Here is a 21,260-nt window from a genome sequence, read left to right on the forward strand (position 1 = left end):
CTTGCTTTCATCACTAATGAAGTTCTGAGGCTTAAAGCTCCGGGAGAGACTCCGGTGTTGACAGTCACGCTGAACTAAATGGTATGGTTGGCATCACATGTTCAGTAACGATGAATAGCCGTGGTGGCGCCATCCCGAGCCCGCTATACCACGTTTCCCCAGCCTGCATCAGGAGACCCCCGTGACCTCTCAGATCTCCGTTTCGTCACCCGCTGCCATCGAGGCGACCGGGGTCAGCAAGCACTTCGGCGGTGTGCACGCGCTCGAGGACGTGAGTATCCGCATCGACTCCGGTACCTGCCACGCCATCGTCGGCGCGAACGGCGCCGGCAAGTCCACGCTGATGAAGGTGCTCGCCGGCCTCTACACCCCCAACGAGGGTCAGGTGTTGGTCTCCGGGCAGCCGCTGTCGGGGGGAACCGTAGCGGCCAAGGCCGCCGGCATTGCACTGGTCCACCAGGAACTGAGCCTGTGCCCGGACCTGACCGTCGCCGAGAACATTTGCGTCGGAACCACTCCCACCAAACGCGGGCTCGTCGACCGCAAGGCCATGCGCTCGATTGCCGCCGCACTGTGCGCGCGGCTGGGCGTGAACATCGAACCCGACACCCTCGTCGGTCAGCTGCCGGCGACTCTGCAGCAGTTCGTCGAGATCGCCAAGGCGTTGCGTCTGGACCCGCAGATCCTCATCCTCGACGAGCCCACCGCCTCCCTGACGCCCCAGGAGACCGACCAGTTGCTCGATCTGCTGAAGTCTCTGCGCGATCAGGGGGTGACCATCGTGTACATCTCGCACCGGCTGCGGGAGATCTTCGAGCTGTGCAGCCGCGCCACCGTGCTCCGCGACGGCCGCCTGGTCGACCACCTCGACCTCGCCGAGACCACCTCGGATCGCCTGGTGGAAAGCATGGTCGGGCAGAAGTTGCTCGACCAGGAACACCGCGAGCGGGAAGAGAAGACGGACTCATTCGGTGAGGTCGTCCTGTCCGTCGACAACCTCTGGGCGCCAGGAGTATTCGGCACCAGCCTGCAAGTCCGTGCCGGCGAGGTCCTCGGTCTCGGCGGTCTGATGGGCTCGGGCCGCAGCGAACTGGTCCGGGCCATCCTCGGCCTCGAACCCCGCTCCCGTGGATCGGTCACCCTCAGCTGCGACGGCCACCGCCGCACCATCGGTTCCTACCGCTCCGCGGTCCGGTCCGGCGTGGCCTTCGTCCCGGAAGACCGCCGCACCGAAGGGGTGCTGCTGACCCGGTCGGTCCGCGAAAACTTGGCGCTGCCCTCGCTGAACGCGCTGAGCCGGTTCGGGCAGATCCGCACCAAGGCACTGAAGAAAATGGCCACCGGCCTCGCCGGCGAGGTCAACCTGCGCCCCGCGAACACCTCTGCCACCGTGAAACTGCTCAGTGGCGGCAACCAGCAGAAGGTGGCCTTCGGCCGGTGGCTGCCGACCAACCCGCGACTGTTCGTTCTGGACGAGCCGACCGCCGGCGTCGACGTCGGCGCCAAGGCCGAGATACACGAATTGGTCCGCAACCTGACCGCGCAGGGCACCGCCGTCATCGTCGTCTCCTCCGACCTCGAGGAACTGCTGTCGTTGTCGGACCGGATCGCGGTCCTGCGCGACGGCACGATCACCGGTGAACTGTCCGCCGCCGAGGCCGACCAACAGGCCATCGTCCGGCTCGGCACCCATCACGACACCACGCACCAACGCAAGGAAGCCGCACATGTCTGACACCCAGATCGCCCCGGCAGGGCGGGTCGCACCGTACGTGCCGCCCCTGCGGCGCAAATTCGACGAGAACCCCACCGTCATCGTCGTCACTGGGGCGCTGATCGCGCTACTGCTGTTCGCGGCCGTCGGGCTCGACGGTTTCTGGTCCGCACAGAACCTCGGCACGCTGCTGCGTAACAGCGCGTTCCTCGGATTCGTCGCACTCGGGATGACGTTCGTGGTCGTCTCGGGCCTGATCATCGACCTGTCCGTGGTGCCGCAGATCGCCCTCGCCGCCATCGTCGTGATCGCGTTGAGCCCGCACGGCATCGCCGTGGCCGCACCGGCCGCGATCCTGGCGTGTCTGGTGTTCGCGATCGTCAACGGTATCGGCGCCGGCCTGATGCGCGGCAATGGAGTCATCGTCACCCTGGCCACCGCCACCGCCGGGATGGGCGTGCTCAACTACCTCACCGGCGGCGCCCAGTACTCCGGGAACACCTCGCTGCTGTCGTGGATCGGCAACGCCTCCGTCGCCGGCATTCCGGTGGTGTTCCTGATCTTCGCCGTCGTGGCCGTCCTCGCCCACAATCTGCTCTCCTCCACCAGCTTCGGGTACTCGCTGCGGGCAACCGGCACCAACCGCGGTGCCGCCCGGATTGCCGGCCTGAACACCACCCGCACCCTCACCCTGACGTTCGCCGTCTCCTCCCTCGGGGCCGCCGCGGCGGGCATGGCGCTGGCCGGCTACAGCTCGAGTGCCGTCTCGACGATGTCTGCCGGCTACGACTTCAACGCCCTCGCCGCCGTCGTCATCGGTGGTACCAGCCTCTTCGGCGGCCGCGGCTCGATCCTGGGGACCGTCCTCGGTGTCGCGTTCGTTCAGGTGCTGCTCAGTGTGCTGTCCCTGGTCGGGTTGCCGTTCCAATGGCAACAGTTCGTGCAGGGATTCATCATCGTCGCGACTCTCGCGGCGGACGCCGTCCTGCGCCGACGTGGAGGTCTCAAGTGAACGGCCACACTCTTCTGACCCAGTTCAAGAGCTGGACCGCATTCCGGGCGGTGATCCTGCTGGCCCTGGTCGTTCTGGTGCTGCTGGCGGTCCAGCCGACCGCGCTCGGCTCCTACGGGATCGCCCTGTCCCGCATCGTCGATGTGTGGCTGGTGGCGATCGCACTGGTCCCGGTTCTGGTCCTCGGCGAGATCGACCTCAGCGTCGGCTCGACCATGGCCGTCACCGCCGCCGTCGCCGCCCAGGTCTCCGGCAACCTCGCCGTCTCGATTCCGCTCGCGCTGATCGCCGGTGCGGTGGTGGGACTGATCAACGGTGTCCTGGTCGTCAAGGTCGGCATCAACTCCTTCATCACCACCCTCGGCATGCTGATCACCCTGCAAGGTCTCGCCCTGGCGATTACCGACGGCGCCCCGGTGCCACTGCAGGACGCCACCCGGGCCCTGGAATTCAGCGTCCCGCTGATCGGGCAGATCACCCCGGACATCGTCATCGCCGTCGCCGCGACCGCCGCCCTGTGGTTCTTCATGACCAAGATGCGTACCGGCCGTGAGCTCTACATCATCGGCGGCAACGCCGAAGCCGCGGCGTCGGGCGGCATCTCGATCGACACCCGCAAGATCCTCGCCTTCACCATCTGCAGCGGCGTCGCCGGCCTCGCCGGTGTCGTCGACACCCTCAACCTGGTCGCCGCCTCACCCACGCTGGGCTCGACGGTGATGCTGCTGGCGATCGCGGCCGCCGTCGTCGGCGGCGCAAGCCTGTCCGGCGGCCGCGCCAGCGTGATCGGCGCCGTCATCGGGGCGATCGCACTCGGCGGCATCAGCATCGGCCTGCAGATGAGCGGGCTGGACTCGAGCGTCGAGAGCATCGCCATCGGCGCGATCCTGTTCGCCGCGATCGTCTTGACCAAGGAGGGTGTGCGGGCCCTACGCCTGCCGTCGCTGCTCGGGCCGGTCACGGGCACATCCTCGGACCCCACGGCCGTCGCAGCAGGAAAGGCACGATGATGGCGCACAAGAGTTCTCTGTTCCGCCGAGCCGCACTCGCGGTCACCGTCTGCGCGGCCACCGTGCTGGCCGGCACCGCGTGCGGTGCCCCCGGCGCGGCGACCGACAACGAGGACTGGCCCACGATCGCCTTTCTCGTCCCGATGGACCGCAACCACGAATACGGCCGCAACTACGTCTCGGCGCTGCGTGAAGCGGCCGAAGAACACCACGTCAACGCGTTCGTGATGAACTCGAACTATGACGCCTCGGTGCAGGCATCGCAGATGAAGATCGCGATCGCCAAGAAGGTCGACGGCATCGTCATCTGGCCCGCGCTGTACGGCGCCGAACAGCCCATGCTCATCCAGGCCCAGCGCGCCGGGATCCCGGTCGACATCAGCAACTCCCAGCCCCCCGAGGGCCTCGACACCAGCCTCTACCACGCGTTCACCGGACCGAACGACCAACGCATCGGCGAACTGCAGGGCAAGGAACTCGCGAAGCTGCTCGGCGGCAAGGGAACCTACGTCTACATCGGCGGCACCCCCGGCAACGCGGCCGCGATCAACCGTCAGATCGGCCTCGAACGCGAGATGGCCAACCACCCCGACATCACGCTCCTCGGCTCCCAGCCGGGCAACTTCGACAAGAACCAGGCCCAAACCGCCGCGAGCGCACTGATCAGCCGATTCGGCAACCAGATCGATGCCCTCGTCACCCCCGACGACATCATGGCCTCCGGCGCCGCACAGGCCCTCGACGCCGCGGGGATGGCCGGACAGGTCAAGCTCCTCGGCCACAACTACGCCCCGGTCGCCCGGACCCTGCTCGAGAACGGATCCATGTCGACGACGTTGTTCCAGTCACCGTGCTGGGACTCCACCCACGCCCTGACCACCATGATGGACGTCCTCGCCGGCAAGGACGTGCCGTCGGTCAGCTACATGCCGCTGCCGGTGGTCACCAAGGACAACCTCGACGAGTTCACCCCCAACGGCTGCCTGCCCGAGGGGTACACCGAACCCGCCACCAACTGACACCCCACACCCGAGAGGAATCACGATGGACACCGGACTAGGGGACAAGGTCGTCGTCATCACCGGCGCCGGCTCCGGAATCGGCGCCGCATCCGCACGCGCCTTCGCCGCGGAGAACGCCCGCCTCGCCCTGATCGACCGAGACCGGCACGGCCTCGACATCCTCGCCAAGGAACTCGAGCAGGTCACCGAGGTGCACTGCGCCGTCGCCGATCTGAGCACCGAGGCCGGTGTGACCGGCGGCCTCGACGAGGTCCTCGCCCCCTACGACGGCCGGGTGGACGTGTTGTTCAACAACGTCGGCGCCGGCAGCCTGGGAACCTTCGACAGCCTCACCGACACCGACTGGGTGTCCACCCTCGAACTGAACTTTCTCAGCCAGGTCCGCGCCGCCACCCACGTGCTGCCGATCATGCGGGCGGCCGGACGCGGTGCCATCGTCAACAACGCCTCGGACCTGGGCCGCCAGCCGATCGCCGCCGGCCCGGACTACGCCGCGTCCAAGGCCGCCATTCTGTCGTTCACCAGCTCGCTCGCCATCAGTGAGGGACCGATCGTGCGCGTCAACGCCGTCGCACCCGGCCCCATCCTCTCGCCGATGTGGCTGATGGAGGGCGGACTAGCCGACACGTTCGCCGCCGTACACGGCGTGCACCGCGACGAATCCATCGCCGTCGAGATGAAACATCGCGGACTTCCCTTGCAGCGCATCGGAACTCCGGAGGAGGTGGCCAACGTGGTGGTCTTCCTCGCCTCCGACCTCGCCTCGTACGTCACCTCCTCGGTGTACGGCGTCGACGGCGGATCCTTCCGCGCCATCACCTGACCGTCCCACCACCTTCAGCGCCCTACCGAAGATCCCCTAACGCTGGCGAGGCCGAATCCGCAGTCGACGGCCGGCCTCGTCAGCGGACCCGCACGTGGTTCTCCCCGCTGCGTTGGGGTGGCTACGTGGGCGTCGAATTGTTCTCCCGAGAATCGCATCGGCCACACCTCCTCCCCATCGGGGGAGAACCGTACTGACTCGCACGAGAAGTACAACGCACCCGATCCCGTCCCGCCCCGGTGATGCTCAATCGGCAAACGCACCGAACTGCTATCCGCTTGCAGCAAAGGACTTTATGACCACCAACACCGAACTGTTGGCCTCCTGCTGGACGTCAGCGGGAAAGACCGGGCCGTCGATCGGCAATGAAATGAGTCCGGTCCCATTGCGTGAAAGAATCGAGGCTGCCGGCCGAACGGGCTGGTCCGGGTTCGGCCTTTTCCACAAAGATCTCATCGAAGCGCGCCAGACGATCGGGCTGTCGACATTGGGCGCGATTCTCCGGGACAATGGGATGAAGCACGTCGAGCTCGAGTTTCTGACGGACTGGTGGGCGGATGGTGCCGCTCGCGCCGATTCGGACCGGATACGTACTCACATGTTTGAATGCGCTGGAGAGCTCGGCGTGCAGACAATCAAGGTGGGTGCAGATCTCTCACCCAATCCGCGACCGTTTGACCAGTACACCGAGCACTTCGCGCTTCTCGCTCACGACGCTGAACGCCACGGTGTACGCGCGGCGCTGGAGTTCATGCCCATGGCCAACCCCCGAACTGTGCGCGAGGCTGCGGACATCGTCAGAAATGCGGGAGAGCGTGCTGGAGGACTCTGCATCGACATCTGGCACATAAACCGCGCAGGGACTTCCTATGAGGAGATGGTCGCCGCGGTCGATCCGGACATGGTATTCGTCGTGGAGCTCAACGACGCCGCCAGCACACCAGATGGAACTCTCTGGGACGACACCGTCAACAGCAGAAAATACTGCGGTGAAGGCGACTTCGATGTGCCGAAGTTCGTCGCAGCGATTCTCTCGACAGGCTATCGAGGCCATTGGGGGGTGGAGATCATTTCGACAAGGCACCGCAATACACCAGTGGAAGACGGGCTGCGCCTCGCGCACGACACTGCGATTCGGTCGGTGGCCAACGCATACGACCTGATCCGGATCGCAGATCCGGCACACCCGTGACCACCTAAGCCAGCATGGCGCGTGTCTCATCGTTGACTGGGTTCGGCACGCGCCCTCGGTGGACGTGGCCGTCTCTACTCGCCCCTGACCTCGACTCGAATGTCACCAGCCCTTTCGCCGTGCGCGGCGACCCGACCTACGTCAAACGCCGCCCAATTCCCGCCCGGTACCGATATTTACTCTTACTAAAGTTTGTGTACGCAGAGCGAACCTGCTCGTTCGATCTGCTCACGGGGCGCAACAGGCTCCAATTCGACCGGCCCGGCCGGGCCGCGATCTCTTCCTACGCGCTTGCGCCGACCGTTTCGCGCTGCATACGCGCTCCTCGCTGCATCTAATGGGCGATTCCAGACCGAGCTCGACGGGTGCCTCCAGTCCAGTTTCACTGAAATAGTGTTGACAACCACACTTAACATGGAGCATGATCTGGTTCACAAGTTAAGTCCAGATGAATAGTCGGCCCGGTTCCGTCGACTGCGTCTTCCAAACGCTGCCTTCACCGGACCGCTCATCTCATCTCATGCGTGCTCTCGCAGCCGCAGATCAGGAGAGCCCCTCATGCGTAGTCTCTTGCAGCGCACCGTCCGCGCCACCGCGGTGGCCGGTGCGGCCGCCCTCGCCACCGCCGGCCTGACCGCCTGCGGAACCGGCCCCAACAGTGGTGCCATCGAGGCCGGCGGACCGTTGGCGATCGGCATCTCGGTCCCTGCCCTCGACACCCCGTTCTTCTCGGTTCTGATCGACAGCGCCACCCAGGCCGCCGAGCAGTCCGGCGGCCAGGTCGTACAGACCACCAACGCCAACCGCAACAGCGGGCAGCAGGTCACCGATATTCGCAATCTCATCACCGCCGGGGCGAACACGATCATGGCCGGTGTCGTGGATCGGGACGCGATCAAGCCCGCCCTCGACTACGCCGCCAGCCGTGGCGTCCCGGTGGTCATCGTCGACGACAAGCCCGCCGGTGGAACCGCATACGCGGTGGTCAAGGCCGACAACTACGCGATGGGTGCCAGCGCCGCCGAGCAGATGGGTGCCCGGCTGCCCGACGGCGGAAAGGTTCTCAACATCACCGGCGACCTGTCGACCTCCAACGGCCGCGACCGCTCCGCCGGTTTCACCGACACCATCGCGGCGAAGTTCCCCAACATTCAGGTCATCGAGCAACCCGCCAACTGGAGCGGTCCCCGCGCCGGCTCGGTCATGCAGACCGTGCTCAGCGAAAACCCCGACCTCGCCGGTGTCTACCTGGCCTCGGACACGCTCTACCTCGATCCGGTCACCGCCGCCCTCAACGGCCGCGGCCGCCTGGTCCCCACCGGCCAGAGCGGTCACGTGACACTGGTCGCCATCGACGGCGGGAAGTCCGCGATGGAGGCGGTGCGCGAAGGAACGATGGACGTCGCAATTTCACAGCCGGTGCCCGAATACAGTCAGACCTCGGTCAAGTACCTGCAGCAGGGGCACGACGGCACCCAGCTCGCCGCCGGACCGACCTCCCACAACAGCGTCGTCGTCGAGCAGGACGGCTTCCTCGTCGACCAGCTGCCCGCCCCGATCGTGACCAAGGACAACGCGAGCGATCCGAACCTGTGGGGAAACAAGTGAGCACCCACGGCCATCCCGAACCGATCACCCCGGCCAGCGGCACCGGCGACGAACTGGTCACCGTCCGGCACGCGGTCAAACGCTTCGGCGCCACCACCGCCCTCAACGACATGTCGATCACCATCCGGCGCGGCGAATCCCACGGCATCGTGGGCCGCAACGGAGCCGGGAAGTCGACGCTGGTAGCCACCCTCACCGGACTGCACGCCCTGGACTCGGGCACGCTCGAGTTCGACGGGCAGCCCGCACCGGCACTGACCGACCGCAAGGCGTGGCTGAGCAAGGTCTCGTGCGTCTACCAGCACCGCACCCTGGTCCCGGACATGACCGTCGCCGAGAACATCTACCTCGGCACCTACAACAACCGGCGCTGGGTGAACTGGCGCACGGTCAACCGCAACGCCCAACGCCAACTCGACGACTGGGAGATCCCGTTGTCCCCGCACCAGCGGGTCAGCGAACTCGGGGTCGGCGAAGCCCAGATGATCGAAATCGTCCGCGCACTGGCCCAGGGCTCACGGTTTGTCATCCTCGACGAGCCCACCGCCCAATTGGTGGCCGGCGAGATCGATGCCCTGATCACCCGGGTCAACCAACTCCGCGACCGCGGGGTGACGTTCATGTTCATCTCCCACCACCTCGACGAGGTCCCGCGGGTCTGCGACTCGGTATCGGTGCTGCGCAACGGCCACGACGTCCTGCACGGCCGGGCCGCCGACCTGAGCACCGAGGACATGGTCGCCGCCATGGTCGGTGACGACTCGCCGGTACGCACGACCAGCTACCGCACCGGCGCGCACCGCGAACGCGACCACACCGCCCCGGTCGTGCTCGAGGCCAAGGGGCTCTCGTGCGACGTCCTCGAGGACGATTTCGATCTGACCCTGCGAGCCGGTGAGGTCGTAGGCCTGGCCGGGCACGCCGGATCCGGCAGCCGCCACATTGCCCACGCCATCGCCGGGCACCTGCCGAAATGGACCGGCACCCTCACCATCGACGGCACCGAGGTCGGCCGGTGGGATTCGCACGCCGCCGTCCGGTCGGGTGTCACGCTCGTTCCAGAAGATCGGATCAAGACCGGGCTGGTCGCCGAGATGTCGATCGAAGACAGCATCACCCTGCAGATCCTTCCCGAGCTGAGCAAGCGGGGGCTGCTCAGCACCCGCGGCCGTCGCAAGTTCGCCGCGCAGGCGCGCGAGGAGTTCGGCATCGCCTGCTCCTCGGTCGCCCAGCCGGTCGGACAGCTCAGCGGCGGCAACGCCCAGAAGGTGCTGCTCGGTGCCGCGCTGGGACCGAAACCGAAGGTGCTGATCCTGATGCACCCCACCGCCGGCGTCGACATCGCGTCGAAGGCCACGATCATGGACATCGTCGAGCGGTACCGCGCGGACGGCCTCGCCGTCCTGCTCGTCAGCGACGAGCCCGAAGAGCTCGCATTCTGCGACCGTGTTCAGGTCTGGGTGCGCGGCCGAAAAGCTCTCGACGACAGCAACATCCCCGAAGACACACTCGTTGCAGCAATGGAAGGTTCCACAATGTCGGCAGGTGCATTCTCATGAGTTCCGCAATTACCAACCCACCGCAAGGCGCCGTCGCACCGCCGACACCCCCCGCCTCCCCCTCAGTGATCTCGAAGATCGGTGCGCTCCTACGCAAGCCGGAGCTGGCGATCCTGCCCGTGCTGGTGGTGGTGATCGTCGCCGGCAGCATGCTCAACAGCTCGTTCCTGTCCTACGACAACATCTTCGGTGTCCTCCAGCAGGCCAGCGAACTCGCGGTCCTGGTGATGGGCCTGACGCTGGTGTTGATCTCGGGCAAGTTCGACCTGTCCCTCGAGTCCACCTTCGGCCTCGCCCCGATGGTCGGCGCCTACCTGTTCCTGTCCACCACCAATGGCGGCCTCGACATCCTCGGATCGCCGATCCTGGCGATCGTCGCGATCTTCGTCGTCGGCGCGTTCATCGGCCTGTTCAACGGCTTCCTCGTCGTCTACCTGAAGTTCAACGCCTTCATCGCCACCCTGGCCACCCTGATCCTGCTCCGCGGTGTCAGCCTCGGCCTGACCAAGGGCGAGACGCTCTCCTCTCTTCCGCCCGAGATGACCGTGCTGGGGCAGTCCAGCTTCGCCGGGGTGCCGACCTCCTTCGTCGTCGCCGTGGGTGTGTTCGCCGTGCTGACCCTGTTCCTCACCCGGCACAAGGCCGGTCGGATGCTCTACGCGCTCGGCGGCAACCAGCAAGCCGCCCGCGTCGCCGGTGTCCGCGTCGAACGGGTCATCATGGCGGTCTTCATCGTCGCCGGCATCCTCGCCGCCCTCGCCGGACTGCTCCAGGCCGGCCGCATCGCCTCCATTCCCGCCTCGCTGGGCCAGAATCTGATCTTCAGTGCCTTCGCTGCCGCGGTGCTCGGCGGAGTCAGCCTCAACGGCGGCCGCGGAACCATGGCCGGTGCCTGCGGCGGCGTGCTGCTGCTCGTGCTGATCCAGAACGTGCTGATCCTCTCGCACGTGCCCGGCTACTGGATCGACGCCACCACCGGCGGCATCATCCTGGTCGCTCTGCTGATGTCCCGGCTGACCGGCAACCAGCCGGCCTCGTAACCCCGCGAACTCGGGTGCGTGGGCTGTGGGCACCTGCCGGCCCACGCACCCGTCCCAACCATCGATCCGTTCGCACCCACCCGAAGGGGAAATCCGTTGATGCAGACCGTGTCCGCCGTGGTCGTCGACAAGACCGCCGCCGGAGAGATCACCGTCTCCGCCCGCTCCGTGCCGACACGCGAGCCCGGCCCCGGCGAACTACTGGTGCGCCCCGAGTTCGTCGGCGTCTGCGGCTCCGACCTCGAACTGCTCGACGGCAACTTCGAACTCGACTACCCGGTGACCTATCCGGTGATCCTGGGCCACGAATGGTCCGGCACCGTTCTGGCCGTCGGCGCCGGGGTCGAGGACTACGCGGTCGGTGATCTGATCGTCGGGCACGGCTCACTCGGCAACAATCACTGGTTCGGGTTGACCTCCGACGGAGCGATGGCCGAGGCGTTCACCGTCCCCCGCTCGCTGTGCTTCCACGTCCCCGGCAATGTCGGTGCTCAGCAAGCCGCGCTCGCCGAACCCTTGGCCTGCGTGATCGAGGGGCTGCACCGTATCGGAGGCGCCGACCCCTCACACATCAGCGTCGTCTTCGGCTGCGGCACTCTCGGTCTGGCCATGATCGGCCTGCTGCATCAGCTCGGCTGCCCGGTCGTGGCGATCGATCCCAGCGAGCAACGCCGGGCCATCGCCCGGAACCTCGGCGCGGATCTGACCCTCGACCCCACGACCACCGAACCGCGGGAGGAGATCGTTGCCCGTCTCGGGGCCGCCGCAGACCTTGTTGTCGAGGCCTCGGGATCGCCGCTCGCGCAAGCGTCCGCCCTCGACGTCACCGCCGATCGCGCCCGGGTGCTCTACATGGGGCTGACCCACGGCACCGCACACAATGTCGCGCTCCGGCAGATCCAAGCCCGAGACCTGCGCATCCAAGCCTCCAGCGGAGCCCCACCGACCGCCTTCGCATCCGCCCTGCGGTTGATGGCCCGCACGGGACTGGACCTGACCCCGGCCGTGTCCACCATCTTCCCCTTCACCGCATGCACGGACGCGATCACGGCAGCTCGTAACCCCGCCGGGTCCGGCAAGGTGATGCTCGCCCCCGCCGTTCCCGGCCCGGCGGACTCCGCAGCCCGCCGCACCGCCGCAGCCGCTCTCGATCACGCCGGGACCGGGCAGCTGACGTCATCGACCGGCAGCGACTGAACACAACAATGCCCGCCGCGTGCGAGTACCGGCGAGTCGTTCGACCGTCGTTCTCGTTCGACGAACGCAACATGGAAAGGGAACACATGTCCCACCCACTTATCGTGGCCGATACCGGATCGCCCAGCGAGATGCACGGGCTGCACGGTGGCCGCGGAGTCAACCGTTGGAAGCGGTTCGTCACCGGACTGATGTTGCATGCCGACTGGGATTCGTTCGAGCACAACCGATTGGCACCCGGCGCAGCGATCGGTGAACATGTCCATACGCGCACCGAAGAGATCTACTTCATCGTCTCTGGTGCCGGCCGAATGACGCTCGACGGCGAGACACGCGAGGTCGGACCCGGAGACCTTGCCATGACCCCACTCAACGGACGCCACTCCATCGAGAACATCGGCGACACCGACCTCGAGTTCATCGTGGTCGAGGCGCTTCCACCGTCGATCGTCGACCTGCTGCCCGTGTATCGGCCGAGCGAATCCGAAGCCTGAACCGAAAGGACGCTCAATGAGCAACAAGTTTGCCAATCTGTACGAAGAGTCGAGCAACATTCGCGAGGTCATGGCCGGACCGTGGAACGACATTCGCATCGACACACTCGAGGCCGGTGCCACGCTGACACTCGAATCCGAGGAACTGGAGCACTCCCTCTTCGTCCTCTCCGGCACGGCAACCGTCACCAACTCGGACGGCAACGACTTCGCGGTGGCCAAGAGCTCAGCAGTCGCGTTGCCTGCACACGGCCGCATCGACATCACCTGCACCAGCGACACGGTGCAGCTGCTCCACATCGAAATGCGACTCGACGCCTGAACTCAGCACGGCCGACGCGCGTTACAAGGAGCGGCCGCTGCCGTTCACGGGACCCGGGGGAGGGGCCGACGAGGTCGACGACGCACTGTGGCAACGAATGCTCGCCGCCGTCACTGTCGTTGGCCAGTGCCGTGCACGCATGCAATCCGTTGCTGCGAAGAGACGCGGTGGCGCAGCAGCGACGGCATCTGCTCCATCTCCGGTCTGATCCGAACACCGACGCACCTGCTGCTCGCAGTCGGGCCCGACGTCAACGCCAGCAGACGTCCCAGAGCCGCATCGAGTCAAGACCCCGGCCGGAGCACCGTCGACCACCCGACGCAACAAAGCACCAACCCAGCAGTCAACAGCCGCTGGCAGACAGCAAGGAGAGCAACGTGGACGTGCGCAACACCGACTCGATCCCGGTGACAGTTGAGCACGGCGGCACCTGCAGGACCACATTCACCTTCCCCAAAGAGTCCGTGCGAGAAGAGACGATGGGCTCCTACCTGGAGTACGTCGCCGAGTTCGAACTCGAGCCCGGCACCCACCTCGAACCGCATTACCACGACACGCACGAGTTCTACCGGATCCTCTCCGGCGAAGCGATCGTGCAGGTGAACGACCAGCAGAGCCTGCTCATGCCCGGCGATCTGCTGCGCATCCCTCGTAACGCCCCCCACTCGATCTGGCCGGCACGCGAGAGCGGGTCGTTCCGGGCGCTGTCGTTCGCCGTCAGCTTCATGCCCGAGAACACCGAACCCACAGTGTGTGAGCTGCCAGAACCACGCAACCGCATCGTCGTCGAATGACACCGTGCACCGAGAAAGGTCAAACATGAACACGTTTCCCCCGATTGAAACGGTCGGCAAGGCCCGCGTCGACGGCAAGCGCGCCATCGTCACGGGCGGCGCATCAGGTATCGGCCGCGCAATCGTGGAGACCCTCGTCGCCGAGGGTGCGAGCGTGGCGATCTTCGACGTGGCCGAGCGCGACGGAAAAGAACTGGCCGAGCGCCTGACCTCCCGTGAACGTCCCGTCACATTCCACCGCGTCGACGTCACGGTCGAGGACTCGGTTGCCGCCGCGATGGAACAGGTAGCCGCCGAGCACGGAGCGCTCGAGATTCTCGTCAACAATGCCGGCATCTCCGGACCCGCCGAGCCGACGGATGAGGTCGACTACGCGGCATGGCAGTCGATGATGGCAGTCAACGTCGCTGGCCCGTTCCTCTGCACCAAGCACGCAATCCCATTGCTGCGGAAGGGGCGCGGCGGGCGCAGCATCGTCGACATCTGCTCGATCTACGGTCTGGTCGGCAACGCCGACGCACCGAGCTACCACGCCTCGAAGGGCGCCGTTCGTCTCATGGCGAAGACCGACGCGATGGTGTACGCGCCCGAGGGGATCCGAGTAAACGCAGTATGCCCAGGCACCATCCTCACGCCGCTCAACATCAAGAAGGGCGAAGAAAGCCCCGAAGGACTCGAAGCTTACCTCTCCGGTATGCGGGCTCAGCACCCGTTGGGAGTGGTCGGTGACCCCATCGACATCGCACTCGGAGTCCTCTATCTCGCGTCCGACGAGTCCAGGTTCGTGACCGGAACCGAACTCGTGATCGACGGCGGGTTCACCGCGCAGTGAACCCGGGCACGTGGCCGTCCTCCGGGCGGCCACGCAACCGACGCCCTCTGCGGTCACAGGAAATTGGGCTCGAGCCCAGAAGCACGGTCGCCGCGGCAAACGTCGTCGGGTGATCGCCCAGACACTCGCAATACCCTCCTGGCACTACAACCGGATCACGGTGGGACCCTGCTTGGGTCTGTCAGATGCTCGGTGAATCTGACGCTCGCGCAGGGGTCAGGTGCCGTCCGGGAATTCTAATTCCTTAGAAAATGATTGCCAATGCGTCAAGCTCCTCCACCGTGTTACCCATCGTGCTAATCCCTTGCCGGTCGGGCTGAGGGGCGCCGTAACTACGGCTTCACCGACCACGAGGGCTGCAGTTGACCGCGTTCGTCACCAACGCCCGCCACAGCCGTCTCCAGGACCTCGAACTACGCCACCGCAGTTGCTCCAAATGCGAGGAGCGCATCCGGAAAGCGAAACTACCGGACTGAAAAACCTTCCGCTGCATGGATCCAACCAGAATCTGGTCGGGTTCGCCATCGTGCAACTCGCCTACGTGCTCACGGCCCGAACCCAGACCTCGTCCCTGGCACGAGCAGCCCGCCCTGCGACGGGAGCCGAACGGCTGCGCCTGCGCCTGCGGTCGATCGCCGGCCGGACCACCCCCCACGTTCGCCGCATCCAGGTGCAACTCGCCGCCTGACCACTCTGGGTCGACTTGCTCACCCACGAAATCGACCACCCCAGCGTGCTACCCGCGCCAACCTGACCCTCCGCGATCGATCACTTGAGAGAAAGGGACCGCCCCCCGCAGTCTGGCACCCGACCGGCTCAGGGAACTCACCCTTGAAGATTTGTGCCCAAGTCGCTTCAGTAACCCCGCGACTTCTTCCATGCAAGCAAATCCATCAGTTCGGTGAGATCCCAGTCCGGGCCGGTGACAACGACGTCGATGTGACGGAAGCCTTTGGCTACGTATGCGTCGGGGTCTGTATCAGGAAGCAATTTGGGAAGGTACAAAGTCAGGCGCTCGATTTCCTCAGGATCACGTTGGAAATCCGCGCAGTGTCTTTTCAGCACCTCGATCTTGTGGTCGATCTTCTCCATAGGACCGTACATCTGCCACATATCTGCGTGTTCGGCAACGATCCGAAGGCCGATCCGGTCCCCCATGGATCCGATGAGCAGCGGCATCGGCCCAAGCGGCATCGGATTCAGTGATTTCAGCCGACTCTTAATGATCGGCACATTTCGTGCGAGATCATGCAGGCGGCTGGTTGCCGTGCCATAGTCGTACCCGTACTCGTCGTAGTCTGCCTTCAGATATCCTGAACCGAGACCGAGGATAAAGCGACCATCGGACAGGTGATCGATTGTACGTGCGATGTCCGCCATGAGATTGGGGTTGCGAAAGCTGTTGCCGTGCACCATGCAGCCGATTCTCGCCCGTGAGGTTGTTGCTGCCATGGCGGCCTGTATTGAGGTCGACTCAAAGTTCTTTCCCGAGGTGACCGTTTCGGTGTGCGCACCCTCCGCCGCTTCTTCCGACAAGACCTGCGCGGTAAAATGGTCGCACGTCCATAATATATCGGCGCCCAGGTCCTCGGCCTCCATCCACCTATCGCGGAGCTTTTTCATGTCTCCGTGCTGCGGCTGCAGCAACGCTCCAATGGTAATCCTCACATTATCTCCATCTTTACAGAATTGATTGGAGCTGATCGGCGAGACGCGATTGGAATCGCATTGACAGGTACGCGTCCGCGTAGCCCAGTCGAATATCGTCCGGGAACGCATTGAATGCGACCCCCGCCTTCGAAACGTTGACCATGAGCCACACGAATCCCCACAGCATGTAGTAATCGGCTTGCTGCTTGGTCGGAGGCTTGCCGCCGGCGTCTACGTAGGCCGCCATGAAATCGTTCCAGTCGCAGAGCTGAATCACGGTCGGATATGCGTAGCCCAGATCTTGCGCAGCCGTGCCGATTCTCGCCAACTCCCAGTCGATAATGGAGACGAGTCGATCGTCCTTGGTGAGGATATTGTGACATCCGATATCGCAGTGAACGAGGGCTCGCGGTCCGTCTGCCAGTTCGATATTCTCCTTGAGCCACGAAAATGCTATCTCGAGTGTGACCGATGGGCTGCCCAATACCCGCCACTCGACTTCGTACTCGCCAATCTCTCGCAGCATTCTGTCGCGAACACTCTCGTGTGCACCGACGATGTGGTTGCCGAAACTGTCGGGTGGCAGGGAATGCAACGCGGCCAGTGAACGTGCTAGGTCCAGAGCGAGGTCCTTGCCTCCGCTGTTGGCATCGAGGTTGTCGCCGTTATTGCCGCCGGCAATCCGGTCGAGGAGGATAAATGGACTTCCCAATACGGATCCGGTTGGTTCCATGGCGTACGGTCGAGGCACGGGAACACCGGCCTCGTACAACGTCTTGATAATATCGAACTCGTCCAGAACGGTGGTGTCGACGGGATTCTCCGGCCAATCCATTCGGATCACCAGCGTCTCCGGAATGGTCTCGGCACCTTGGACGTTGAGGAACAGAGTGTGCTTGGAGAACCCGCCTTGGATAAGCTCAACCTCGCTTACGGTGAGATTGGAGTTGTCGACGAATTGTGTACGCAGCCACGATGTCAGGCTGTTGATTTTCTCGGCGTCGATCAATTCTCTTGCTTCGCCGATGTTGTTTTGCTGCGCAAGCGGATCTTGATACGCCGACACAAAGTCAATGTCCACTCGATGCGCGATGGCGGCCGCCTTGCGTAGCAGATTTCTCGCGATGCTTTCGTCCTCTTGTCGGCCCGATTGCACAGCAAGACGCGCGCATATCTTCTGTACCGCGACTTCGGTGCCGGCGTAGTTACGATTTTGTAGTTGTCGTTCCAGTTCGATCGCTAGTTCCACGTCCCCTGCGAGTCGCAGTAGTGGCTCTGCGGCGGCGAGCCAGCGCGCGTACTCGTCCATCGCTTCCGACTGCAGGGCAGGCAACCGTTCGACGTCACCAACCAGGCGCGCGAGGATGCGCTGACTCAACAGCCCTGACATCTGCTGCGTTTCGGCTGCGACTCCCGGTTGGAAACTGGCACCGATTGCGTTCATCACTACGGTGATGAACGGTGTTTTTGGGATGGCTTTCATTTTCCGACTCCTTTGCCGTACTCCCCGGCATCGATATGGCCTATCCAGCGGTCGATTCGCCAGCGGCCACTTCTGTTTACCGTGGTGAATTCGTAGTATCCCGACGAAACGAGCGTCGATACGCCGTTTTCCGTCGAATTTAGCAGAACATATGCTTGACCCGAGGCTGTGTGCTCGTTCTGAAAATCGAAACGTGGCGTCGCCAGAACATGCCTGCGTTGAACGTTGTTGCGCTCGAATGCCCGCTGGCGGTCGATGACCAAATCTCGATACTTCTCCCATTCGTCGACCCGTAGGTCTTGCCCGCTCCACATCTGGATGGTCGGCAGCTCGGTGAACAGGTCGCAAAATTCATTGAACCGCGACTGGTCAATATAATAGCCATAGCTGTTGATGACATTGATAATCGCAAGTCGGTCCCGGACGTCGAATGCTGTATATCCGGCTGAATATTCTGCAGAGGTCTCCATGTTTTCCTTTACGCTTTACGTCGCTCAGTTATTTCGGCACCGGGAAATCGTCAAGCTCCATGGGCAGGGGGGCGCAACGGTCTTGACTCGTTCAGAACCATGGCACGTCTTCCTATTCTGAAAGGTGAGACCCCATGTGGCGAGCAGGAAAGCGAGCCGGGGCGGGCACTGCTATGCCAGCCGCGCTCGCCGTGCGCCTAGCACCTCGGCCGGTGAGGTAGCGTCGTCCACGTATGTGATGTAGATCTATTTCTACAGACCAAAAACGAACCCGTCAATAGGTCTCGTTGACTGACGGAATCGGGTCGGACTCGGGCGACGATCTTCTGTTCGGTAGCCGAACGGGGCGTCGGAGAGCGCATTATCGGCCCGCTTAGGTGTACTCGGCCATCAGGTTGGTTGCAGACGGCTGATCGGTGCGCTGCCTCCGAGTGCGCTGTGGCGACGTCGAGTGTTGTCGTAGTCGAGCCACGGTGCAAAGGGCTGCAGCCCGTTCATCGTTGCTGGCGAACACGTGCCGATACGCCCACTCGGTTTGAAGGGTCCGGTTGAGTCGTTCGACTTTCCCGTTCTGCCAGGGGCAATGGGGTTTGATGAACTTCTGGGTGATCCCGAGCTCGGCGCAGAGTTCACGCAGCGAGTACTTGTAGGCCCAGGCGTTGTCTGTCATCAGCCGTTCGACACGGTCGATCCCGTGTGCTCGGAATAAGTCCACCGCGTGGACGAGGAACCCGGCGCACGTGGGCCCCTTCGCGTCGCCCAGGACTTTACGAGTACGCCAGCCGGGAGTGGTCATCGACCAGGGAGTGGACGAAGTCGAACCCCAGGCGTGTGGTGCGGTCACGGACGGTGTCGGCGCGTCCGTGGGCACGCCACCCGCCACCATCTTCGTATCCGGCCGAGCTTCACGGGCGTCCATGTGCACCAGCTCGCCGGGCCGGTCGCGTTCGTAGCAAATTGCAGTGGTCTTTGAGGCGCCCTGATGACCTCCCCGGTCATCGGATCGCACTCGGACAGGTACGGCATCTCGTGACGACGCATGATCCGACTCAGTGCGGGCAGCGAGGCCGAGTTCGGGACCGATCCAGTCCCGACCGCGTCGGCAGATCCGCCTGCTCACGCAGTTGCGGGAAGTGCCCATTGCCGCCGCGATGGCCAGCCTTCGCGGTACCGATCGACGATCAGCACCCTGCCGTGGAACGTGGTTCGGGCATTGCTCTGGGGCAGGAGAACCCCCGGTTGGTCCTGGGCCATAGACAGGCCACACCTCAACGGAGGTTCTCTTCAATTCAAGCCGACACGCCTGCTACCAACATCCTGGCCGGGGACATTTTGGGCGCGGTAGGTCTTGCCGCGGCGGTAGCGTTGGAAGATCTGCACCCCTTCGTATTCGGCGAACATGCCCTGGACTACACCGGTGTCGACGAGGCAGCGGAATGCCACGCCCTTTGAGGTGTCATCAGCGGACAGCTTTTCGGGGTCGAGGGGGTCGGAATAGCGTTCGTCATGATATGTGAACACTCAACGTTTGGTTGCGGAATCCATCCGGGCTCAGCCATTCTCGGTACTGGATGGGTGACTGGCTTTCGAGGAGGCGGGTTGGTTCGGTCGCGCGGACTCCGGACTTTGAGTCGTGCTTGGAGCAAGGCCGTCGACAAGACGGTATCGCGCTGCACGCCGACATCATCGCGCTGTGACGGATCGTCGAGGACGACCGCGTCGTCGGTGAGACCGGCGCTTCCACGACATCGTCGCTTGCCGCGCCCGTCGTGGCGTAATCATCACGACAGGCGCGGTAAGTGACAACAAGAAGATGCCGTGCAGCACACAGCCGCAACTCGTCGGCATGGGTGTCAACAGTGACGGTGACAACGGCCGCGGCATCGTGATGGTGCACGCCCAATAATCGCGACGCGCCCGGGCGAATGGCAGCCGGCGATATCGCCTCAGATCTCGTCACACTCAGCCAACGAAAGCCGCAGCGTGCTGTGCGCCTCTTTAGCGGACTCCGGTCGAAACGCTACGGCGGCGTACGGTGCCCGACGACCAACGCTCAGCGCGGGCGATCGACCGTGATGGATCACCGGTCCTCCAGCGGTTCCCGCACTGTCTTCTGCCGTTCCAACGTCAGCACGACAGCGCCCCCTCCTGAGCAGCAACGCACGCATTACAGCCCGCTCTACATCCAGACGGCGACAAACCGCGGGCGGTCGGTCCCGGCCGCGTCCTGGTTCAGAGGCCGATGCCGAGGCGGTGGGGGAGCCGCGCGATGGCGCGCGAGAGTGCGACCATTTCGTCGCCGTGGATCTGGCTTCCGTCACTCCATGACGCGAGGATCGGCAGGTTCAGCTCACGACGCAGCGGGTCCGTCTCTCGATCGGCGAGCTGGAGCGCCTCCTCGAGCTGCTCGACGGTCAGCTCGGTGCAGTACGCCGGCGCGCCGGGCTGGATACGCCAGGAGTCCGCGATCGGACCCGCGTCGACGCTATCGAAGCCGGTGTCGTCGACGAGCCCCGTGATGACCTTCTTGGCATTGGCGTCGTCGCCCGCAACCGGGATCGCCAGGCGGCCGGCCGAACCGACAGGGAGGCCCTTGTTGACCAGCGTTGCCTCGATGAGCGTGTTCCAGACTCGGACGACGGGGCGGCCAATTCGCTCCTGCACCCACTCGCTCTCGACCTGGCCGTTCTCGACGGCCTCGATCTTCCCGTCACGGAACGGGTAGTAGTTCGATGTGTCCGCGATGATGACGTCCTCGGGGAGCGCATCGAAGACGGGCTTGAGGCTGGGCATGTTGCCGAACGGGATGGAGACGATGAGGACGTTGACACCGTTGCCGGCCTCAGCGGCGCTAACGGCGGTCGCGCCGGTCTCCGCGGCCAGGTCAGCCAGGGTCTCGGGACCGCGAGAGTTCGCGACCTGCACCGTGTGCCCGGCCTGGGTGAGCTTGCGCACCAAGCTGGTTCCGAGGCCGCCGGCACCGATGACGCCGATCTTCATGGGGTTGCCTTTCTGTTGTCACTGGAGGTGCGTCACGG

20 protein-coding genes and 1 pseudogene are annotated in these 21,260 nt (G+C 64.5%); 15 read left to right on the forward strand and 6 right to left on the reverse strand.

All coding sequences use genetic code 11. The features are described 5' to 3' along the window. Positions 1–181: 181 nt before the first annotated feature. The 15 genes from ACFTZB_RS25440 (at position 182) to ACFTZB_RS25510 (ending at position 15,307) form a co-directional block, all read left to right on the forward strand. Positions 182–1,735: a sugar ABC transporter ATP-binding protein gene (locus ACFTZB_RS25440; RefSeq protein WP_378435256.1), complete on the forward strand. Its 1,554-nt coding sequence runs from the start codon at positions 182–184 to the stop codon at positions 1,733–1,735. Further along, positions 1,728–2,726: an ABC transporter permease gene (locus ACFTZB_RS25445; RefSeq protein ID WP_378435258.1), complete on the forward strand. Its 999-nt coding sequence runs from the start codon at positions 1,728–1,730 to the stop codon at positions 2,724–2,726. The genes ACFTZB_RS25440 and ACFTZB_RS25445 overlap by 8 nt, the downstream gene beginning before the upstream one ends. Beyond that, on the forward strand, positions 2,723–3,736 hold the full coding sequence (locus tag ACFTZB_RS25450) for an ABC transporter permease (protein ID WP_378435260.1): 1,014 nt from the start codon (positions 2,723–2,725) through the stop codon (positions 3,734–3,736). Before ACFTZB_RS25445 ends, ACFTZB_RS25450 begins: the two co-directional genes overlap by 4 nt. After that, positions 3,733–4,755 carry a sugar ABC transporter substrate-binding protein gene (locus tag ACFTZB_RS25455; RefSeq protein WP_378435262.1) on the forward strand — a complete coding sequence of 341 codons (1,023 nt, stop codon included), beginning with the start codon at positions 3,733–3,735 and terminating at the stop codon, positions 4,753–4,755. Before ACFTZB_RS25450 ends, ACFTZB_RS25455 begins: the two co-directional genes overlap by 4 nt. A 25-nt stretch (positions 4,756–4,780) precedes the next feature. Continuing rightward, positions 4,781–5,581 (forward strand): SDR family NAD(P)-dependent oxidoreductase, encoded by an 801-nt coding sequence (locus tag ACFTZB_RS25460; RefSeq protein WP_378435264.1) that lies wholly within the window; start codon positions 4,781–4,783, stop codon positions 5,579–5,581. A 295-nt stretch (positions 5,582–5,876) separates the two neighbouring features. Next, positions 5,877–6,773 carry a sugar phosphate isomerase/epimerase family protein gene (locus tag ACFTZB_RS25465; protein ID WP_378435266.1) on the forward strand — a complete coding sequence of 299 codons (897 nt, stop codon included), beginning with the start codon at positions 5,877–5,879 and terminating at the stop codon, positions 6,771–6,773. A 558-nt stretch (positions 6,774–7,331) separates the two neighbouring features. Continuing rightward, a complete protein-coding gene (locus tag ACFTZB_RS25470; protein ID WP_378435268.1) occupies positions 7,332–8,381 on the forward strand; it encodes a sugar ABC transporter substrate-binding protein in 1,050 nt (349 codons plus the stop codon). Further along, positions 8,378–9,940: a sugar ABC transporter ATP-binding protein gene (locus ACFTZB_RS25475; RefSeq protein WP_378435270.1), complete on the forward strand. Its 1,563-nt coding sequence runs from the start codon at positions 8,378–8,380 to the stop codon at positions 9,938–9,940. Before ACFTZB_RS25470 ends, ACFTZB_RS25475 begins: the two co-directional genes overlap by 4 nt. Continuing rightward, positions 9,937–10,980, forward strand: coding sequence for an ABC transporter permease (locus tag ACFTZB_RS25480; protein ID WP_378435272.1), 1,044 nt, complete (start codon positions 9,937–9,939; stop codon positions 10,978–10,980). Before ACFTZB_RS25475 ends, ACFTZB_RS25480 begins: the two co-directional genes overlap by 4 nt. A gap of 99 nt (positions 10,981–11,079) precedes the next feature. Then, positions 11,080–12,177: a zinc-binding dehydrogenase gene (locus tag ACFTZB_RS25485; protein ID WP_378435274.1), complete on the forward strand. Its 1,098-nt coding sequence runs from the start codon at positions 11,080–11,082 to the stop codon at positions 12,175–12,177. Between the two features lie 86 nt (positions 12,178–12,263). Beyond that, positions 12,264–12,671 (forward strand): cupin domain-containing protein, encoded by a 408-nt coding sequence (locus tag ACFTZB_RS25490; protein WP_378435276.1) that lies wholly within the window; start codon positions 12,264–12,266, stop codon positions 12,669–12,671. A 16-nt stretch (positions 12,672–12,687) separates the two neighbouring features. Further along, complete coding sequence (locus ACFTZB_RS25495; RefSeq protein WP_378435278.1) at positions 12,688–12,993, forward strand: hypothetical protein; 306 nt, start codon at positions 12,688–12,690, stop codon at positions 12,991–12,993. 377 nt (positions 12,994–13,370) lie between these two features. Further along, a complete protein-coding gene (locus ACFTZB_RS25500; protein WP_378435280.1) occupies positions 13,371–13,787 on the forward strand; it encodes a cupin domain-containing protein in 417 nt (138 codons plus the stop codon). Positions 13,788–13,812: 25 nt separating this feature from the next. Continuing rightward, a complete protein-coding gene (locus tag ACFTZB_RS25505; RefSeq protein ID WP_378435282.1) occupies positions 13,813–14,619 on the forward strand; it encodes an SDR family NAD(P)-dependent oxidoreductase in 807 nt (268 codons plus the stop codon). A gap of 436 nt (positions 14,620–15,055) precedes the next feature. After that, positions 15,056–15,307 (forward strand): transposase, encoded by a 252-nt coding sequence (locus ACFTZB_RS25510; RefSeq protein ID WP_378435285.1) that lies wholly within the window; start codon positions 15,056–15,058, stop codon positions 15,305–15,307. A 167-nt stretch (positions 15,308–15,474) separates the two neighbouring features. Here the strand turns inward: ACFTZB_RS25510 and ACFTZB_RS25515 are convergent, their stop codons facing one another. From ACFTZB_RS25515 to ACFTZB_RS25540, 6 genes and pseudogenes are all read right to left on the reverse strand, one after another. Next, complete coding sequence (locus ACFTZB_RS25515) at positions 15,475–16,398, reverse strand: LLM class F420-dependent oxidoreductase (protein WP_378435287.1); 924 nt, start codon at positions 16,396–16,398, stop codon at positions 15,475–15,477. Further along, on the reverse strand, positions 16,301–17,752 hold the full coding sequence (locus ACFTZB_RS25520) for a phosphotransferase family protein (protein ID WP_378435289.1): 1,452 nt from the start codon (positions 17,750–17,752) through the stop codon (positions 16,301–16,303). The genes ACFTZB_RS25515 and ACFTZB_RS25520 overlap by 98 nt, the downstream gene beginning before the upstream one ends. After that, positions 17,749–18,222, reverse strand: coding sequence for a nuclear transport factor 2 family protein (locus tag ACFTZB_RS25525; RefSeq protein ID WP_378435291.1), 474 nt, complete (start codon positions 18,220–18,222; stop codon positions 17,749–17,751). The genes ACFTZB_RS25520 and ACFTZB_RS25525 overlap by 4 nt, the downstream gene beginning before the upstream one ends. Before the next feature lie 390 nt (positions 18,223–18,612). Next, a pseudogene (locus ACFTZB_RS25530) lies at positions 18,613–19,476 on the reverse strand (integrase core domain-containing protein). Positions 19,477–19,506: 30 nt separating this feature from the next. Further along, on the reverse strand, positions 19,507–19,743 hold the full coding sequence (locus ACFTZB_RS25535; RefSeq protein ID WP_378435293.1) for a hypothetical protein: 237 nt from the start codon (positions 19,741–19,743) through the stop codon (positions 19,507–19,509). 711 nt (positions 19,744–20,454) lie between these two features. Continuing rightward, positions 20,455–21,222 (reverse strand): NADPH-dependent F420 reductase, encoded by a 768-nt coding sequence (locus ACFTZB_RS25540; protein ID WP_378435295.1) that lies wholly within the window; start codon positions 21,220–21,222, stop codon positions 20,455–20,457. Between the last annotated feature and the right edge of the window lie 38 nt (positions 21,223–21,260).

Origin of the sequence: Rhodococcus sp. NPDC057014 (assembly GCF_042673295.1) — a bacterium.
GTDB lineage: Bacteria > Actinomycetota > Actinomycetes > Mycobacteriales > Mycobacteriaceae > Rhodococcus_F.

Excerpts from the sequence above, each read along its gene's own strand:
- ACFTZB_RS25510 (WP_378435285.1), top strand. The coding sequence starts at position 15,056 with ATGCGAGGAGCGCATCCGGAAAGCGAAACTACCGGACTGAAAAACCTT.
- ACFTZB_RS25490 (WP_378435276.1), top strand. The coding sequence starts at position 12,264 with ATGTCCCACCCACTTATCGTGGCCGATACCGGATCGCCCAGCGAGATG.
- ACFTZB_RS25495 (WP_378435278.1), top strand. The coding sequence starts at position 12,688 with ATGAGCAACAAGTTTGCCAATCTGTACGAAGAGTCGAGCAACATTCGC.
- ACFTZB_RS25445 (WP_378435258.1), top strand. The coding sequence starts at position 1,728 with ATGTCTGACACCCAGATCGCCCCGGCAGGGCGGGTCGCACCGTACGTG.
- ACFTZB_RS25455 (WP_378435262.1), top strand. The coding sequence starts at position 3,733 with ATGATGGCGCACAAGAGTTCTCTGTTCCGCCGAGCCGCACTCGCGGTC.
- ACFTZB_RS25540 (WP_378435295.1), bottom strand. The coding sequence starts at position 21,222 with ATGAAGATCGGCGTCATCGGTGCCGGCGGCCTCGGAACCAGCTTGGTG.
- ACFTZB_RS25515 (WP_378435287.1), bottom strand. The coding sequence starts at position 16,398 with ATGCGTTCCCGGACGATATTCGACTGGGCTACGCGGACGCGTACCTGT.
- ACFTZB_RS25485 (WP_378435274.1), top strand. The coding sequence starts at position 11,080 with ATGCAGACCGTGTCCGCCGTGGTCGTCGACAAGACCGCCGCCGGAGAG.
- ACFTZB_RS25505 (WP_378435282.1), top strand. The coding sequence starts at position 13,813 with ATGAACACGTTTCCCCCGATTGAAACGGTCGGCAAGGCCCGCGTCGAC.
- ACFTZB_RS25525 (WP_378435291.1), bottom strand. The coding sequence starts at position 18,222 with ATGGAGACCTCTGCAGAATATTCAGCCGGATATACAGCATTCGACGTC.
- ACFTZB_RS25465 (WP_378435266.1), top strand. The coding sequence starts at position 5,877 with ATGACCACCAACACCGAACTGTTGGCCTCCTGCTGGACGTCAGCGGGA.
- ACFTZB_RS25470 (WP_378435268.1), top strand. The coding sequence starts at position 7,332 with ATGCGTAGTCTCTTGCAGCGCACCGTCCGCGCCACCGCGGTGGCCGGT.
- ACFTZB_RS25480 (WP_378435272.1), top strand. The coding sequence starts at position 9,937 with ATGAGTTCCGCAATTACCAACCCACCGCAAGGCGCCGTCGCACCGCCG.
- ACFTZB_RS25520 (WP_378435289.1), bottom strand. The coding sequence starts at position 17,752 with ATGAAAGCCATCCCAAAAACACCGTTCATCACCGTAGTGATGAACGCA.
- ACFTZB_RS25460 (WP_378435264.1), top strand. The coding sequence starts at position 4,781 with ATGGACACCGGACTAGGGGACAAGGTCGTCGTCATCACCGGCGCCGGC.